Origin of the sequence: Butyricimonas synergistica DSM 23225 (assembly GCF_000379665.1) — a bacterium.
Lineage (GTDB): Bacteria > Bacteroidota > Bacteroidia > Bacteroidales > Marinifilaceae > Butyricimonas > Butyricimonas synergistica.
In genome coordinates this window covers 292,609-308,652 of the sequence record NZ_KB903360.1, presented here as the reverse complement: position 1 = coordinate 308,652, position 16,044 = coordinate 292,609, and the positions used below count along the sequence as shown (strand labels likewise).

The following is a 16,044-nucleotide window of genomic DNA, read 5'->3' as shown; positions in this document are numbered from 1 at the left end:
ATAATAGAGGATATGAAGTTTTGTTATTTACTTACAATTGTAAGTGTTGTTGGAATGTTGTTGGCTGGCGTGAAGAGTTCTTCGGCTCAAATGACAGTTAATTTGCCCGTGCAGGCAGGTGCGAGTGCGGATGAGGGTGCGGGTATTCGTTTTTTCGAGGGTTCTTGGGAAGAGGCATTAGCCGAATCGAAGAAAACGGGGAAGCCGATTTTTATGGATTGTTATACCGCATGGTGTGTGCCCTGCAAGATGTTTGCAAAGGAGGTTTTCACGTTGCCGGAGATTGGGGAGTATTTTAATGCCCGTTTTGTTAATGTGAAGATGAATATGGAAACGGAGCAGGGGAAGGTATTGAATAAGCGGTACGAGGTGACGGGGTATCCGACGTTGCTTTTCCTGGATGGTGATGGTAATATGACTCACCGCATCGTGGGTGCGCCGGACAGGAAGATGTTATTGAAGGAGGCTGCCCGGACGATCGAAGGGAAAGGGTATTCCCCGATGAATAAGGCATATGCCGATGGAAATCGCCAACCCGGCTTTATACAGGAGTACATGGAGGTATTGGACATTGCCGGGGAAGGGGCGAAAGCGGCACAGGTTTGTCTGGATTATTTCGAGACTTTGGATAAAGCGAAATTGAAGGAACGGGAGTATTGGGATTTGTTCTGCAAGTACGTGAAAGATGTGGATGCCGGGGTATCGAAATATGTGTACAAGAATCGGAAGGAGTTTATTAGCCTGTTCGGGGAGCAGGAGGTGAACCGGAAATTGTTCCAATTGTATGACGGAGGTGCTTGTCGTTATTGGAAAGAGGAAGACGGAACGGGGGTGTTCGACGAGAAAGGATTCGAGAAGTATGTCCGGGATTTGATGAAAAAGGATATTGACCGGAAAGAGCAGATTATTAGCAATGCCCGCATGAATTATGCCATGAAGGCGGGAGATTGGGCGAAATATGTGCAATTGGGAAATGAACGTCTGGAAGCCGGGGAAAATAACGACTTCGTCGTGTATAACTGGGGATTACGAGTGAATTTTGCTTGTAAAGATATGGCTTTGCGTGAGGAGGTGGCGAAATGGATGGATCGGTTCGCGGATGCCTGTGACCGGAAGCCGAATGCCAAAGAGATGACGGGTTTGAAAAATTCCTACATGAAAGTTGCTGATAAATTGCGACACCCGGAGAAAAATGACAAAAATTATCGTCCTACCATTACAATTCAGGGAAAAGTAGCGGCATTGCGTGACGGGGAAGATATGATCCGGGTTATCAAGAAAGATGGCTTTTTTAAACAAACGATAGATTCTTGCGAGATTAAGCCGGACGGGACGTACGAGTTAAAGATGAAAGTGGAACAGCCGGGGGTATATATGCTGGAATGCCAAGGAGGTCAACGGGTCAGCTTTTGGGCTGGCGATGAAGACGTGAACGTTGATTTTCCTGGCTTCGGAAATGCTAAATATAAGATTCTCCGTCCGATGTATATTCATGTTAGTGGGGGAAAGAACAACGAGGTGATGAGTCAGTTGAATTGGGAAACCTACCAAAATGTGCAGTTGATGGGAGCGTTTTCTCGTCCGATATACCGTCAGGAAGGACTTACCGATGCCGTGAAGGAGCAGTTTTCTCTGGAATTGTGTGGAATTGCCAATAGTGACATGTTTGATCGTTTGCAACATTGGGCGGAGGTGTATGCCGACCGGGAAGCGGTTTTGGTGATTATTGAGAGATTGAGAGGAGAGAAGTATGCTGGGACGGTTCAAAAAGTGATGGCTATAGCGGAAGAGAAGTATCCGAATAGTGCCTTGTTGAAAGAGGTTAAAGCTTCGTTGGCACAGCAAAAACTCGTGAAACAGGGAGGGATGGCACCCGAGTTTTCTTACCCGACTCCCGACGGGAAAAGGAATTTAGGACCTCAGGATTTCAAGGGGAAATATCTGGTATTGGATTTTTGGGCTTCGTGGTGCGGTCCCTGCCGGGGTGAGATTCCACACTTGAAAGAGGCTTACGCTAAATATGCGGATAAAGGAGTTGCCTTTTTTAGCGTATCGATAGATAAAAGCGATGCTGCTTGGCGGAAAGCTTTGACCGAGGAGAATATGCCCTGGGAACAAGTTTGTGCCCCGCAGGCTGGAAAGGATGTGATGAAATTGTACCAGTTTGCAGGTATTCCTCATATCCTGGTGCTGGATAAAGAGGGGCACATCGTGGGAACGAACTTGCGAGGTAAGGCATTGATGGATAAATTGGAAGAATTGGTTCATGGGAGTAAACCGAAAGCATCCATGATGATTGTGCGGTAAAATTATAGAGCCGGGATGTTCACGAAACGAGAGATATTTATGCTTCTTTTATTACACAGCTTTATCGTGAACTTCCCGCTCTTGTTTTGTGCTGTTGTGCCCGTGAAATAAAATGGGAGAGTTTTATCGAATGACGGTTTGTTTGTGTTTTGCAATTTTTGTCATAAACAATATGAATAGTCCTATTCCGACCACGATCCCTGCCGGGTAGCTGATGGCGGGATTGATGAATAATCCACCTACCTTGTAGGGGGCAATCATGAAATAGGTCGCGCATACAACACTTAGGAAGGTTGCCGGAAGCGACATCATCCAATGCGGTTTGCCTTTCTTGGCCAGATAGGTGGCGGCAGTCCACAGGGTGATGGTTGCCAGTACCTGATTGCCGATGCCCACGTATTTCCAGATAGTGGAGAAATCCACGTTGCAGAGCAAGTAAGCCACCACGAAGATAGGGACGGATACCATCAGGCGGTTCCGGATGGGCTTCTGGTTGAATTTTAGGGCGTCTGCTATAATCAGCCGCATACTGCGGAATGCCGTGTCGCCGGAGGTGATCGGACAAACGACAACCCCGATGATGGCAATGATAGCCCCGAAACGTCCCAGCCAAGAGTTGCATATTTGGTTCACGATGATAGCAGGGGTAGCTCCTCCTTCGGCTGCCGTGTTAAGTCCTTCTGCCCCGCCGAAGAATGCCATGGCTGCCGTAGCCCAGATCATGGCAACGATGCCCTCGCAGATCATTGCCCCGTAGAAGATTGGTCGCCCGTATTTCTCGTCTGCCATGCAGCGTGCCATCATGGGTGACTGTGTGGCATGGAAGCCGGAAATGGCACCACAAGAGATCACGATAAACAGCATCGGAAAGAGGATATTGTATTGTGGGGCGGCGTGCATATTGCGCATGGTGTCGAAAGTCAAATTTTCTATGACGAGTTCTCCGCTTAATCCTCCGTAAATCAGATAGCAACCCACGCTTAATGCCATAAAAATTAAAGCCATCCCCATGAACGGATAGATTTTACCAATGATCTTGTTGATGGGTAGTAACGTGGCTAGAATGTAATAAGCGAAAATGATATATAACCATGGGGTCATGCTCATTTTGGTCAGGCTGCCTAATAGTTCCGCCGGACCGTTCACGAAAGAAACTCCCACGGCAAGTAACAGAAAGCCCGTGAAGAAGGTCATGAATTTGCGCACCCCGTTACCCAGGTATTTTCCCACGATGTCGGGCAAGCTTATCCCGTCGTGGCGGGTGGAGAGCATCCCGGAGAAATAGTCGTGGGTAGCCCCCATAAATATGCAACCGACAACAATCCACACGTATGCCATGGGACCATAGGCGGCACCCAGGATTGCCCCGAAGATCGGACCCAAGCCCGCGATGTTTAGAAACTGTATCACGAAGATGCGCCAAGGCTTCAACTCATGATAATCCACGCCGTCGGCGAGGCGTTTGACGGGGGTGGCAATATTAGACGATGCCCCGAAGAATCGTTCAACGAATTTCCCATAGGTGAAATAAGCGACGACCAGTAATCCGATAGAAATAATGAATGTTAGCATTTACTTGGAATTTTTGCACGAACACAAAGTTATAAAAATGTGTTTTAATTGTTTTCAATTTGGATGAAAAAAATAGTGAAAAAGAAATGGCGACCAGTCTGGCTTTGAAGGTAGTAGAGGTGTGCTAGAGCTGGTCGCCTGGCCTGGGACACGATAATGAATAATCCGCTCTACGGATTACTTCTGGATGTGGAATTGGATGTGGCCATTGGTGATGTGATGCTTAATAATCATTTATGTAAATTCTTTCGTCTTGTGACCTATTTGTTATGAAACAAATTTATAGCGCAATTTCTTAATTTCGATAGAAATGAGCGAGGATTTTTGCCCGTGTCCGTTCTAAAAGAAAAGGATTATCAAGGGTGTGTTTTTATTTTTGAAAATATATCTTTACTTGATTCGTCGAATCCTCTTTTTTTGAAATGAAAGTTTTTTAGGTCGATGTTTACTGGAAATCGGTGATTTTCGCGATCATCCGGTTGTGACCGAGAAAATGCGATGTGATAAAATCGGATAATGATATGTAAAATGTTTTTTGGTTTATTTTGAAAATATCGTATCTTGTCGGGTAATCGAAGGGGGTATGTTATCGGCAAAAAAGTATTGTTTACAGGAGTATTAAATAACGGCAAGGGAAGATATGAAACAAGAAGTTTTACATGATAACTTATTGAATGCCATACGTGCGAAGGTACCTCAAGAGGAAAATTTGGCGAATGTTTTAGGAAATATATTGTGTATCGGCAAGGAAGCGATATATCGTCGGCTACGGGGAGATGTGCCTTTCACGTTGTTGGAAACTGCAATGATCTCGAAAGAGATGAATTTTTCGGTGGATGGTCTTTTAGAATCCGTATCCCAAAAAAGCAGACCTTTCCAGTTGAAGTTGACGGAATTTTTTAACCCGTTGGAAATCGATTTTCTGATGATGGAAAATTACGTGGACGTGTTCCGGAGTATTGATGCGGATACTTATTCCGAGTGTGCCTCGTCCGCAAATATTCTTCCGCAACCTCTTTACCAGAATTATAAATTTCTTTCGCGGTTTTATTTGTTCAAGTGGAAAGCCCAGCGGGATGGTCTGGATTCAGTGAAAGCCTTGCACGAGATCGTGCCGGAAGAACGTTTGGTGCGCATACAACAATCGTTGGTAATGGAAGCCCGCCGGGTGAAAGATACTTGCTATATACTGGATAATATGCTTTTTATTTACCTGATTAACGATATCAAGTATTTCGCCAGTGTCAATTTAATCTCCCGGGATGACGTACAGGAATTGAAGGAGGAATTATTCCATCTGTTGAATTACCTGGAACGCTTGGCGGCGAAGGGAAAGTTCGAGAACGGGAATAGGATACATTTTTATATTTCCAATATCAATTTCGATACGACGTACACGTATATCCACACGCAAAAATGCAGTCTCAGTCTGATAAAGGCTTTCACGTTGAACGGGATAGCTTCTTTGGACGACAAGACTTTCGAAAGCGTGAAGAATTGGATTCTTTCGTTGAAAAGATTTTCAACGTTAATATCCGAGAGCGGTGATTTGCAACGGATTCATTTTTTTAAAAGACAGCGAGAATTAGTAGCCTCGTTGTGATTCGTTGAGAAATAATATATAACTTTGAGTGTCCCGTTGCCGTAAATCCGGCAAACGGGTTAGTGTTTTACAACTAACTTGAATGATATGAAAACAATAATCACGATTCTTTTAATGGTTGCAGGGATGACAGGTATGGCACAGAAATTCGAGTCCGATTCATTCGTGACGAAAGACGGGAAAACGTTGAAGATTACTTTTATTAAGCATAGTAGTTTGATGTTTGAGTTCGACGGAAAGATCGTTTATATTGATCCGGTGTCCGATTACGCGGATTATAGCAAGTTGCCCAAGGCGGATGTTATATTGATTACTCACGAGCACGCCGATCATTTGGACCCGAAAGCGATTGCCGACGTGGAAAAGAAAGATACCAAAATCGTGATCAATGCTTCTGCACAAGAGAAATTGGGAAAGGGTGAGGTCATGAAGAATGGGGACGAGAGGCAAGTGACTTCTTGGTTGAAGGTGGAGGCTGTACCTGCCTATAACACGACGCCCGGAAGGGAAATGTATCATCCGAAAGACCGGGATAACGGTTACGTGCTGACTTTAGGAGGAACGAGAGTGTATGTTGCGGGAGATACGGAAGATATTCCCGAACTAAAAAAATTAAAGGATATCGAAATCGCTTTTCTACCGGTAAATCAACCTTACACGATGACCGTGACTCAAGCTGATAAAGCTGCCCGGATGGTGAACCCGAAGGTGCTTTATCCTTATCATTACGGGAATACTTACGTGGAGGATTTGCAAAATACTTTGAAAAACACGAAGATTGATGTTCGTATCCGGCAATTGCAGTAAATTTGTTTTTGTGAAAAAAATTAACAGGGGAGCCCCTGTTAATTATATTCAAATAAGAACTTGAATGAGGGACTATTGACTAAATCCTTGGCTGCATTTCCCGCGTAAATCTCTCCGTTTGCCATGTTTAATTTCTTTACCGGAGCCCCTTCGGTGAAATCCAGACCTTTCAAGTCAATCCAGAATACGTTTGGGGTTATGGTGGATTCAAAGAAATAGACTTTGTTCTTTTGGTCGGAAACGGTTCTCCAGCGGGTGGATGAGATGTTCGGTTGGTCTGGGGTTGATATGCCGAGGGGAACCGATACGTTACGAATAACGCTAAATACTCCAGCCACGGCTTCTTGTTGTTTGTCCGTCTGCGGGATGGCATTGATATAAAAAGATGCCCTGACGAATCGGTCTGCGGCTCGGTTGGTACCCGGCAGCATCACCAAACCGCCGATTTGTTTCCAATAGTTATTCAACGTGATCTGTTGTTCGTAAGAGGGAGAGTTCGTCATCACCTGGTAATCTTTTCCTTCATGAATAATCAGATTGCCGTTGATGTATTCGAAAATGGCACTATTGCCTGTGGCATCCGATATGGCGAGATGTAACGTGGATTTGGCTCCGTTCGGCATATCCGGGGCATCGATACGGAAGGTTTCTTTGCGCAGTTCCTTTACGGCTTCGTCCACCGTGGCAAAATTATCGAGCACGTATTGTGTCCAGATGCTGATTCCCAGCACGGGGCGGGTATCGTTCGGGCGGTAATAATCGGATTCTGCTAGGTACAGAAGATTGGCGACCAATCCTTTTTCGTTCATCCCGTCGGAAGTCCCGATGTCATACCCGGCAGTGATGACACTCCCGTATTTCGATTTCCAGTGGATGGTGTTTCCTTGGTCAGCTCCCGATCTCTCGATCCCTCTCGGGAATACGTAGATATTTGATTTTAGGTTTTCTTTCCAGTCCATGGTTCTACCGGTTACGACCATGCCGTTTTGTCCGATATATACCACACGGGTGCATGCCTCGATATTTGATACCAGCATTCCTGCCAATAATAATGTTGCGGTAAATAATGTTTTCTTCATATCTTTTATTTTTTCTGTTAAACGAAAATGATGTTTGAAAAGTTTCTTGAAATAATATGAAAATCAAAGATTATTCATTCGAAAATCGAATCCTTGTTTGGAGGAAAATCGATATATTTGTCATGTTAGAATCTAAATATCAAATGTTATGAAGAATAAAATTTGCCAGAGTTGCGGTATGCCCATGATGACAGACGACCAGTTCGGGAGTAACGAGGATGGTAGCTTGAATACCGAGTATTGTACTTATTGTTATCAAGACGGTGCTTTTACCAGGAACTATACCATGGACGAGATGATAGAACATAACCTTGAATTTTTGGATGAATTCAATAAAGATGCGGATCGCCCGTTCACGAAAGAAGAGGCTAGAGCCGGGATGAAAGAATATTTCCCGACGCTGAAACGGTGGAAAAATTAGATGATTTAGCGATTGACGATTCAATGATTCATGGATTATTGGATCGTCAATTGTATGTTGGAATATAAATATAAAAAGTCGTGTGTGATGAAAAAAGTTGTATTGTTTGTTATTTTGGATAAGTACTCGGATTGGGAAGGTGCTTATTTGGCTCCGTTTATTGTTGCTTTAGGACAGGGAGAATATACCGTGAAAACAGTTTCTTTGACGAAGGACGGAGTCCGATCCATAGGGGGCTTTACCGCCCTGCCGGATTACACGATCGAGTCGGCTCCGACGGACTTTGAAGGAGTGGTTTTGGTTGGCGGAATGTCTTGGCGGAAAGAAGAGGCTCGACAAGTGATGCCTTTGGTACGGGCTGCCTTGGACAAGGGGAAAGTCTTGGGTGCTATCTGTGATGCTGCCGGATTTTTAGGAACCATGGGAGTCTTGAATGATGTCCGCCACACGGGTAACGATTTGAATGACTTGAAGCAATGGGCGGGTGATGCGTACAAGGGAGAAGAGAAATATATTATGCAACACGCGGTGAGGGATAAGAATATCGTTACTGCCAACGGCACTGCAGCTTTGGAATTTGCCCGGGAGGTTATACTTGCCTTGGGGGCTGTACCCGAGAGCAAGATTACCGAATGGTATAATTTCTATAAACAGGGATGTTACGATGTTGCGATGCCGAGTATGTAAAAGATTGGGGTAGCAGTTTATCTTTGAAATAACTTGATGACTTCTGCCTTGTCTTTTTCCAGTTGTTCCCGGAGTTCTCTAATATCTTCAAATTTTCGTTCTCCCCGGAGTCTGGCAATCAATTTTATCGAGATCGTTTGATTGTAGATGTTCTGGTTGAAGTCAAAGATATGGACTTCGCAGGATACAATGCCTTCCTTGCTTACCGTCGGGCGTATGCCGATGTTTAGCATACCATGAAATATTTGATCTCCGATCAGGACTTCCACGGCGTAGACTCCTATCGCGGGGAGTAATTTCCTTTCATCCGAGATCTGTACATTAGCCGTTGGGAAACCGATTTCCCGACCTAATTTACGTCCGTCTACCACCTGTCCGGTGATGGAATAAGGATATCCCAAGAAACGGTTTACTGTGTTGACATCCCCGACAGCCAGGGCATTTCGTATTTTCGTGGAACTGACATTCACGTCGTTTTCCTCGAATACAACTTCCCGTTCCAGAAAGAAACCATACTTTTGAGATAACTCTTGCAGGCTCTCGAAGTTTCCGGCACGGTTCTTCCCGAACCGGTGGTCGTATCCCACCACAAGTCCCTTGATGTGAATTCTATCCACTAAAATATTCTTCACGAAGTCTTGGTAAGGTTGTTGGGAAAATTCTACCGTGAATTTCAAGATGATTAAATGGTCTACTCCGTATTGTTCCAGAATAACAATCTTTTCTTCCAGAGTTGTCAGGATTCCGGGCTTTTTTTCCATGGGATATAATACCTCCCGCGGGTGTGGCTCGAAACTGATAATTGCGGATTCACCCCCGATATTGGCTGCTTTTTCTTTGAGATGTTGAATGACACAAGCGTGCCCTAAATGCACCCCGTCAAAACTGCCGATAGTAACAACCGGGTTCTTGATATTAATACCTTCGACTCCGTAGTGAACCTTCATTTCAGATGGATTGAATAGTTTGACGCGAAAGTAATATAAATAACCGATAAAATGAAAAAGTCAGTGAAGTGTATAGGTCTATAAAGTTATAAAGTCCATAAAGTCGAGAATAGAAAATGACTTTATGGACTTTATGAATATTGTAACTTTCAGACTAGAAACGATATTGTATCATCGTGTTGATACGATTGGCGTTACCGTAATCTTTGTTGAAATCGTTGCGGCGTCCGAAGACGTATTCGATACCGCATGAACCGTATTCGCTGAAATCCCAGAAAAGGTTAGCCGCGGCGTATTGCGCGTATTTATATGAGGTGATTGGCATCCCGAGCCGGTCTTCTACCCGGGCATAGCTGTACATGATGTTGGAAGAAAGTGATTCATTCCATTTGTGGGAAAATCCGCCATAGGCTCCCCATGCACGGGAGGCTTTCAATTTTCCTTCTGCCGTGGCGCAGGGAACGAGGTCAAGGCCTATTCCGGATATGTCTTGAATGTAGTTGGCAACTCCTTTACCACAGACTCCTTGAAAACAGAAAGAGGTGTTTTCCGTGAATTGCCAGATACCGCTAAGGGAGGCTCCCCAACCTGTCACGATTTGATCTTTGTCTTTGATCTCATCTTTGTAATACATGTTTCTTAATACCGCACCGGCTTGTAAATGGCTGCCGTTCTTGAAGCTGTATCTCACGTTGAGCGGAATGTCCGGAATCCTCTGGTGGATGTAATCCGTGAACTCCCCTTCCGTGTAGGAAGGTTCGACGTACTCGAGCGCCAAAGAGGCTTGCCAGTGTTCGTTGAAATCTCGTGTGTACCGGATTTGCGGTTGGCGCAATGCCACCTCGCTACTCGGTCCTTCCTCGTCGATTGTGGCAGGTCCTGCAGAAATGTCACAGAATGTACTCCACGTTTTACCGATCGTGAAACCCCGGAATTTAATAAAAGCCTGTCTTAGGATAGGCGTGTTCTGCGATCCCTCGAATTCCATTTCCATGTAGGTCACGAGCCTGCCCACGTCGGTATCGCCTACCAATTTGAAGAATAGGCGGGATTGCCCCACGTCAATGCCGTAACGTCCGCCGGATTGATGCCCTTTCAGGGCGATAGAATTTGTTTCGAAGTAATTGTCATTGGGAACCCCGTTAAAATCGTAAATCCCCTGCACTTGTACAAACCCTCCTACACCGAATACGAAGTTTTTATCCTTGTTGAAAAACACGAATCTTGGGGACGCGGGATCATTAAAGGATAGCGGAAAAGCTTCTTTCATCATTTTGTAAAAGTTATCCGCATCATTTTTTGCCGACACGGAAGTCACGTTGACTTGCGCTCGTGCTCCCGTGTAGAATCCACAAGAGATAGCAATCAACAATAGCAATGTCAATTTTTTCATAGTGCTACAAATTAGTTGGTTAATTTAGTAACACTATATACGGGAAGGGATAGTAAAGGTTAAAGTAATTCCGTGATTTCCGATTTAGTGATTAAAGAATCACCCAATCACTAAATCGGAAATCACGGAATCATTATATTTTGACTTCTTTCAGAATTTCCCGCAAGTCGGTTTTCTTTTTCAGAATGTCATACAATTGGTCGATAGCCACACGCTCCTGTTCCATCGTATCCCGGTAACGGATTGTGACGGCATTGTCTTCCAAAGTTTGGTGGTCAATGGTGATACAGAACGGGGTACCGATGGCATCTTGGCGACGGTAGCGTTTACCGATAGAGTCTTTCTCGTCGTATTGGCATCTGAAATCAAGTCTTAGCAATTTCATGATCTCTTCTGCTTTTTCCGGTAACCCGTCTTTTTTTACTAGCGGCATAACAGCTAATTTGATAGGAGCCAGTGCTGCCGGTAATTTTAGTACGACACGGGAATCTTTTGAACCGTCTTCCTTCACGATTTCTTCTTCCTGATAAGCGGCAGAAAGGATTTGCAGGAACATACGGTCGACACCGATAGACGTTTCGATCACGTAAGGCACGTATGATTCGTTTAGTTCCGGGTCAAAATATTGGATTTTTTTACCGGAGAATTCTTGATGGCGTTTCAAGTCAAAGTCTGTACGAGAGTGGATACCCTCCACTTCTTTGAAACCGAACGGGAATTTGTACTCTATATCCGTGGCGGCATTCGCGTAGTGAGCCAGTTTCTCGTGGTCGTGGAAACGATAGTGATCGTTTCCGAAGCCGAGAGCCTGGTGCCAACTCATACGGGTCTCTTTCCATTTCTTGAACCAGTCCAGTTCTGAACCGGGGCGTACGAAGAATTGCATTTCCATTTGCTCGAACTCGCGCATACGGAAGATAAATTGGCGTGCCACGATCTCGTTACGGAATGCTTTACCGATTTGGGCGATACCGAAAGGAACTTTCATCCGTCCTGTCTTTTGCACGTTCAAGAAGTTCACGAAAATGCCTTGTGCTGTTTCCGGGCGGAGATAAATCTTGCTTGCCCCTTCTGCAGTGGAACCCATCTCGGTCGAGAACATCAGGTTGAACTGGCGTACTTCCGTCCAGTTACAAGTCCCGGAGATCGGGCAAACGATCTTGTTGTCGATGATGATCTGGCGCAATTCTGTCAGGTCGTTATCGTTCAACGCTTTTGCCATTCTAGCCGTGAGTTCTTCTTTTTTCCGGATTGTTTCCAGTACTTGAGGGTTGGTTTGACGATACAACGTTTCGTCGAATTTCTCCCCGAATCTTTTCCTTGCCTTTGCCACGTCTTTCTCGACTTTCTCCTCGTATTTGGCGATATGGTCTTCGATCAGCACGTCGGCACGGTATCTTTTCTTGGAGTCCTTGTTGTCAATCAACGGGTCGTTGAAAGCATCCACGTGTCCGGATGCTTTCCAGATCGTCGGGTGCATGAAAATAGCGGAATCCAGCCCCACGACATTCTCGTGTAAGAGTACCATGGAATCCCACCAGTATTTTTTGATATTGTTTTTCAGTTCCACCCCGTATTGACCATAATCATATACGGCTGCCAATCCGTCGTATATCTCTGATGACTGGAACACGTACCCGTATTCTTTACAGTGCGCTACCAGCTTTTTAAAAATATCCTCTTGTCCCATTTTAAATTTATGATTTATGATTTATGATTTTAGATTCAGTTTGTGCGTTATATAATCGTAAATCTGTAATCTGAAATCGTAAATTAATTGTTTACTCCAATTTCTTTGATCGCTTCGGTCACATTGATAACGTAATCCCCGATTTTCTCGCACTCGAAGAAAATGTCGCTATAGATGATACCTGTCGCGTAATCATATTTTTTCTCTTCGATAGCCGTCAAATGCTCCTGTTGCAGGATAGTGCGGTAATCATTGATGGTCTGTTCCACCTCGTAGGCTTTCTTGGCTTTGACTTCTTTGTATTCTATTGCCAGGTTGGCACACATGACCACGATAGCCTCGTCCACGATAGCCATCATGTGTTGTAGCTTCTCGTCGATGAATGGAGGAAATTCAATATTCTGTTCGTTCCGGCGCCCGATAGCCTTTGCCACGTTCAACGAGGAATCTGCGATACTTTCAATTTCAGATACAATTCTGAACATGGCACGCACGCGTTGGGAGTTCTCCGTGGAGAGTTTTGACTCGGATACTTTGGTCAAATAGTCTGCGATCTCGACTTCTACCACGTCACTTTCATCTTCCAGTTTATCAATGCGGTTGAATTTCTTTTCAAATTCTTTGGTTGGCGTATGCAGGCACTCTACTACTTGCCGGTACATATCCAGTGTATTTTTGGCATAATGTGAAATCTCTTGTTTCGCCTGGAATAAAGAGGCATCCGGTGTTGATAACAAACCGATTTTAATGTGTTTCAGCGTGAAGGCATCGTCTGCTGATTCTTTCGATTTTATCATGCGGGTCACCAGTCGGGCAATCACTTTCGTGAACCAAATCAGGATGAAAACATTGGCAACGTTAAAACACGTGTGGAATAATGATAAGGCAACCGGAACAGACCCCGTGTCCGTGAATGGGTTACCAATTCCCAGGCTGATACTGAGTTGTGCCACCCACCCGAGGAATAACGGGAAAATGGCAAGTACCCATACCACCCCGAACACGTTGAAAAGGAAATGTGCGAAAGCAGCCCTTTTCGCTGTCGTGTTGGCAACCATGGCGGCAAGGTTTGCCGTGATGGTGGTTCCGATGTTTTCTCCCAGTACCATGGATGCGGCAATATCAAAACCGATCCATCCGTTGGCACACATGACGAGGGTCAATGCCATTGTGGCGGAAGAAGATTGTATCAATATGGTTAAGGCGGTTCCGATCAGCATGAATAGGATATAGGAACCGTACCCTAAGTCCGTGTAATTGTGCAGGAAATTCAGGATAGCCGGATTCTCGTGTATATTCGGCATATTCTCCTGCAAGAAGTTCAACCCGATAAACAAAAGACCGAATCCGATGATTAATTCACCCCAGCTCTTGCGCATCCGCTTTGCTGAGAACAGGAGCGGCAAACTCAAACCGATCAAGGGAAGTGACAGGCTGACCATGCTTACCTTGAACCCGAGGATGGAGATCAACCATGCCGTGAACGTGGTTCCCACGTTGGCACCCATGATGACCCCGATGGAGCCGACCAAGTCGAGCAGCCCGGCGTTTACGAAACTGACAACCATTACCGTGGTAGCTGAAGAACTTTGAATAATCGTGGTGATTAGCAGACCGGTGATAACACCTTTCACGCGATTGGATGTCATTGCGGCGAGGATGGTTCTCATTTTGTTACCCGCTACCTTTTGCAAGGCCTCACTCATCATCTTCATTCCAAAGAGGAACACACCCAATGATCCGATCAATTGCAAGAAATCGAGAATCGTGTAATTCATAAATAGTTATTTGTAATAAATAGAATTTGCGACGGTAAAGGTATAACAATCTAAATAAAAAAAGCTCCCATGCGGGAGCTTTTTTTTATTTTAATTTCGAGGGTATTACATCATGCCCGGCATTCCTCCACCCATCGGCGGCATGGCAGGAGCGGGATTCTCCTGTTTCTCCTCAACCAATACGCATTCGGTAGTCAAGAACATTCCGGCGATAGATGCGGCATTTTCCAAAGCCACGCGGGCAACCTTCTTCGGGTCGATTACCCCGGTCTTCATCAAGTTCTCGTAAACCCCGGTACGTGCGTTGTAACCGAAGTCTTTCTTGCCTTCTTTCACTTTGTTTACTACAACAGCACCTTCTACTCCGGCGTTTGCAGCGATCTGGCGAAGCGGCTCTTCGATAGCGCGTTTCACGATCTCGATACCCGTGGTTTCGTCCTCGTTCTCGCCTTTCAATTTTTCAAGAGCTGAGATAGCGCGGATGTATGCAACACCACCTCCGGGGATAATACCTTCCTCGATTGCGGCACGCGTAGCGCTTAAGGCATCGTCGATGCGGTCTTTCTTCTCTTTCATTTCGATCTCTGAAGCGGCTCCCACGTAAAGAACGGCAACACCACCGGCTAATTTAGCCAATCTCTCTTGCAGTTTCTCTTTATCGTAGTCTGAAGTAGAGTGTTCGATCAATTTCTTGATTTGGTTTACGCGTTCAGCGATAGCTTCTTTAGCGCCACAACCGTTCACGATCGTCGTGTTTTCTTTGTCGATGGTCACTTTGTCTGCGCAACCTAACATATCCAAGGTAGCGGTTTCCAGCTTCAAGCCTTTTTCCTCGGAGATAACAACACCACCTGTCAAGATGGCAATATCTTCCAGCATTTCTTTTCTGCGGTCACCGAATCCCGGGGCTTTTACTGCCGCAATCTTCAAAGAACCTCTTAAACGGTTTACAACTAAAGTTGCCAATGCTTCGCTCTCCACGTCCTCGGCGATGATAACCAAAGCACGTCCTGCTTGTGCGATCGGCTCAAGAACAGGCAGCAATTCCTTCATCGTGGAAACTTTCTTGTCATAAAGCAAAATGTACGGTTTCTCGAATTCTGCGTTCATCTTTTCCGTGTCGGTCACGAAATACGGGGAAATGTATCCACGGTCGAACTGCATACCTTCAACCACTTTCACTTCCGTTTCCGTTCCTTTGGCTTCCTCTACCGTGATAACCCCTTCTTTGGTTACTTTTTCCATTGCCTCGGCAATCAAAGCACCAATGTTGTCATCCCCGTTAGCAGAGATTCGTGCTACTTGGCGGATCTTATCGTAATTTTCTCCAACTTCTTCTTTCTGGCTTTCCAAGTTTTTAACCACCTCGGCAACGGCTTTGTCGATACCTCTCTTCAAGTCCATCGGGTTAGCTCCGGCAGTCACGTTCTTTAATCCCACGTTGATGATGGATTGTGCCAAAATAGTGGCTGTCGTGGTTCCATCCCCGGCATCATCCCCTGTCTTGGAAGCTACTTCTTTTACCATCTGGGCACCGATGTTTGCGTACGGGTCAGATAACTCGATTTCTTTTGCCACGGAAACACCGTCTTTCGTGATGTGCGGGGCTCCGAATTTTTTCTCGATTACCACGTTGCGTCCCTTGGGGCCAAGTGTCACTTTCACGGCGTTAGCCAACTCGTCAACACCCTTTTTCAATAAGTCGCGGGCTTCAACATTAAATTTTATCTCTTTTGCCATAACCTTTTCAATTTTAGATT

General features: G+C 45.2%; 12 protein-coding genes. 5 read left to right on the top strand and 7 right to left on the bottom strand.

All coding sequences use genetic code 11. The features are described from left to right. Window positions 1–12 precede the first annotated feature (12 nt). Window positions 13–2,307 carry a thioredoxin domain-containing protein gene (locus A3CY_RS0109765; protein WP_018337729.1) on the top strand — a complete coding sequence of 765 codons (2,295 nt, stop codon included), beginning with the start codon at window positions 13–15 and terminating at the stop codon, window positions 2,305–2,307. A gap of 123 nt (window positions 2,308–2,430) precedes the next feature. Here the strand turns inward: A3CY_RS0109765 and A3CY_RS0109760 are convergent, their stop codons facing one another. Continuing rightward, window positions 2,431–3,879: a carbon starvation CstA family protein gene (locus tag A3CY_RS0109760; RefSeq protein WP_018337728.1), complete on the bottom strand. Its 1,449-nt coding sequence runs from the start codon at window positions 3,877–3,879 to the stop codon at window positions 2,431–2,433. Between the two features lie 640 nt (window positions 3,880–4,519). Here A3CY_RS0109760 and A3CY_RS0109755 point away from each other — a divergent pair. Both A3CY_RS0109755 and A3CY_RS0109750 read left to right on the top strand, forming a co-directional pair. Further along, entirely contained in the window at window positions 4,520–5,482 is a 963-nt protein-coding gene (locus A3CY_RS0109755) for a hypothetical protein (protein ID WP_018337727.1), read from the top strand. 87 nt (window positions 5,483–5,569) lie between these two features. Continuing rightward, window positions 5,570–6,289, top strand: a complete 720-nt coding sequence (locus A3CY_RS0109750; protein ID WP_071595979.1) for an MBL fold metallo-hydrolase — start codon at window positions 5,570–5,572, stop codon at window positions 6,287–6,289. Between the two features lie 38 nt (window positions 6,290–6,327). Here the strand turns inward: A3CY_RS0109750 and A3CY_RS0109745 are convergent, their stop codons facing one another. Next, window positions 6,328–7,368 (bottom strand): linear amide C-N hydrolase, encoded by a 1,041-nt coding sequence (locus A3CY_RS0109745; RefSeq protein WP_018337725.1) that lies wholly within the window; start codon window positions 7,366–7,368, stop codon window positions 6,328–6,330. Window positions 7,369–7,516: 148 nt separating this feature from the next. Here A3CY_RS0109745 and A3CY_RS0109735 point away from each other — a divergent pair, with 148 nt between their 5' ends. Both A3CY_RS0109735 and A3CY_RS0109730 read left to right on the top strand, forming a co-directional pair. Next, the gene (locus A3CY_RS0109735; RefSeq protein ID WP_018337723.1) at window positions 7,517–7,789 is read left to right on the top strand and encodes a zinc ribbon domain-containing protein; all 273 of its coding nucleotides are present in this window, start codon (window positions 7,517–7,519) and stop codon (window positions 7,787–7,789) included. Between the two features lie 87 nt (window positions 7,790–7,876). Beyond that, on the top strand, window positions 7,877–8,476 hold the full coding sequence (locus A3CY_RS0109730) for a DJ-1/PfpI family protein (RefSeq protein ID WP_026207501.1): 600 nt from the start codon (window positions 7,877–7,879) through the stop codon (window positions 8,474–8,476). A gap of 17 nt (window positions 8,477–8,493) precedes the next feature. Here A3CY_RS0109730 and A3CY_RS0109725 read toward each other — a convergent pair whose 3' ends face one another. The 5 genes from A3CY_RS0109725 to groL all read right to left on the bottom strand — a co-directional run bounded on the left by A3CY_RS0109725 (window position 8,494) and on the right by groL (window position 16,024). After that, the gene (locus A3CY_RS0109725) at window positions 8,494–9,423 is read right to left on the bottom strand and encodes a bifunctional riboflavin kinase/FAD synthetase (protein ID WP_018337721.1); all 930 of its coding nucleotides are present in this window, start codon (window positions 9,421–9,423) and stop codon (window positions 8,494–8,496) included. 154 nt (window positions 9,424–9,577) lie between these two features. Next, on the bottom strand, window positions 9,578–10,816 hold the full coding sequence (locus tag A3CY_RS0109720; RefSeq protein WP_026207500.1) for a DcaP family trimeric outer membrane transporter: 1,239 nt from the start codon (window positions 10,814–10,816) through the stop codon (window positions 9,578–9,580). 133 nt (window positions 10,817–10,949) lie between these two features. Continuing rightward, on the bottom strand, window positions 10,950–12,506 hold the full coding sequence (locus tag A3CY_RS0109715) for a glycine--tRNA ligase (protein WP_018337719.1): 1,557 nt from the start codon (window positions 12,504–12,506) through the stop codon (window positions 10,950–10,952). 83 nt (window positions 12,507–12,589) lie between these two features. Further along, the gene (locus A3CY_RS0109710) at window positions 12,590–14,284 is read right to left on the bottom strand and encodes a Na/Pi cotransporter family protein (RefSeq protein WP_018337718.1); all 1,695 of its coding nucleotides are present in this window, start codon (window positions 14,282–14,284) and stop codon (window positions 12,590–12,592) included. A gap of 105 nt (window positions 14,285–14,389) precedes the next feature. Further along, window positions 14,390–16,024, bottom strand: coding sequence for a chaperonin GroEL (gene groL, locus A3CY_RS0109705; RefSeq protein ID WP_018337717.1), 1,635 nt, complete (start codon window positions 16,022–16,024; stop codon window positions 14,390–14,392). Between the last annotated feature and the right edge of the window lie 20 nt (window positions 16,025–16,044).